Below are 1,930 nucleotides of genomic sequence, written 5' to 3'. Positions count from 1 at the left end.
CAGCCCCGTAGGATGTGCTGTCGTTGCGGGGGTCGGTGCTGCTGACGGCACCGTTGTGGGACTCGTGAGCGGTGCCGGACTTGTGTACGGGTACAGGAGTAGCTGATGTCGCCAGCAGGCCAGGGGTCGCCTAGAACTCGCAGGACGGTGGCGATCTCGCTCGCAGTCGTTGTAGTTGTCGCGGGCATCATTGGGTGGGTTCTCGGATCTACCGCATCCGAACCCGTGAGCTGGCCGACGTTCGCGGTTCTCGGAGCGACTAGTCTCCTTGCCGGTTTCGTCGGCGTGTATCTGTACGGCAGGAGCAAGGCCAAGTAGTTGGCGGGACAGTAGGTTATTGGCGTGAGGCCATGCACGGTCGCGTCCCGATTAGCTGCTTCGTAGGACGGTGGTTGTGTCGACGTCGACCTCGTGACCATGGTCGTCGGTCGGGTGCAGTCGGGCCAGCGGGTGGCCGCTCTCGTTCACGAGGGCGGAGTGCGCTTCGTCGTCGGCGAACGCGTGTCGTTCGCCCCACTGGCGCATGGCCACGATGACGGTGAACAGGTCGCGGCCTGCGTCGGTGAGGACGTAGACCTGGCGGCGTCCGGAGGCTGCCGTCTCTCGTTCGAGGACGCCGTGATCGACGAGGCGGCGGAGCCGGTCGGTGAGGATGTTGCGGGCGACCCCGGTGCGTTGCTGGAAGTCGGTGAACGACCGCGCGTTGTCCATTGCATCGCGAATGATCAGCAGGGTCCATCGGTCTCCGACGAGGTCGAGCGTGCGCGCGACCGGGCACGTCGGGTCGGTCCAGGTCACGTCGTCGACGTGGACGTCTGAGTTCATCACGGCTCCCGATGAGTTGCAGATCGCAACCATCGTGCCATACTCACATCAGTTGCAGATTGCTACTGATCGGGGATGGTGTGGGCCTCACACATGGCCGGAGGATGCTCCTCGCGGCGGTCTGCTCGGTCGCCGTGGCGACGATCTACGTTGCCCAGCCCGTGCTCGCGCAGATCGGGCGAGACCTGGGACTGCCCGAGTCCGACCTCGGGTGGATCGTGGCAGCCGGACAGCTCGGGTACCTGGTCGGCTTGGCTTTCCTGGTCCCGTTGGGAGACATGCTGGACCGGCGCAAGCTCATCGGAGGTCAACTGCTCCTCGCCGCGGTCGGCATGCTGCTGGCTGCGTTCGCGCCCGGACTGTGGTTTCTGCTCATCGGTCTCGCGGCGACGGGCTTGTTCGCCGTCGTCGTACAGACGACCGTCGCATTCGCCGCTGATCTGTCGACGCCGGCGGAGCGTGGTCGCACGCTCGGGGTCGTCACCTCCGGGGTCATCATCGGAATCCTCGGGGCCCGGGTCCTGGCCGGGGTACTTGCCGACCTGCGGGGGTGGCGAAGCATCTACATCACGCTCACGCTGCTTCTCCTCGTGCTCTCGATCGCGGTGTGGAAGCAGCTGCCGACAGACCACCGGTCGCATCGCAGGACCTACGGTGACGTGCTGACCTCACTCGGGCACCTCTTCTGCGAGCCGTTGTTCGTCTCGCGCGGGATGATCGCGTTCTTCCTCTTCGCTTCTTTCGGCACCCTGTGGAGCGGACTCGCGCTACCGCTGGCTGCCGAACCGTGGCAGCTGAGCACGGCCCAGATCGGCCTGTTCGGAATCGCCGGTCTCGCCGGCGCGCTGGGAGCGGCACGGGCAGGCCGGTGGGCCGACACCGGCCATGCCGACCTCGTGACCGGTACTGCGCTGGTATTGCTGGTGTTGTCCTGGATCGCCTCCGGGCAGGCCACCTGGTCGCTCTGGCCGGTCGTCGTCGGTGTCCTCGTCCTGGACTTCGCGGTCCAGGCCGCACACGTCAGCAACCAGTCTCTTCTCACCGCCGCCTACTCGGAACAGACCAGCGGCGCCATCGGCGGCTACATGATCTTCTACTCGCTCGG

General features: G+C 66.0%; 2 protein-coding genes. One reads left to right on the top strand and one right to left on the bottom strand.

Going from position 1 to position 1,930, the window contains the following annotated elements:
- Positions 1–369 precede the first annotated feature (369 nt).
- A complete protein-coding gene (locus ACLE50_RS22315; RefSeq protein ID WP_410945581.1) occupies positions 370–825 on the bottom strand; it encodes a winged helix-turn-helix transcriptional regulator in 456 nt (151 codons plus the stop codon).
- 80 nt (positions 826–905) lie between these two features.
- Between ACLE50_RS22315 and ACLE50_RS22310 the strand changes: the two genes are divergently transcribed.
- A partial coding sequence (locus ACLE50_RS22310; RefSeq protein ID WP_410945580.1) for an MFS transporter occupies positions 906–1,930 on the top strand: 1,025 nt, incomplete at its 3' end.

The sequence above is a fragment of the Pseudonocardia phyllosphaerae genome (assembly GCF_046546475.1).
GTDB classification, from domain to species: Bacteria; Actinomycetota; Actinomycetes; order Mycobacteriales; family Pseudonocardiaceae; genus Pseudonocardia; species Pseudonocardia phyllosphaerae.
This window is presented reverse-complemented; position numbering and strand designations above follow the sequence as displayed.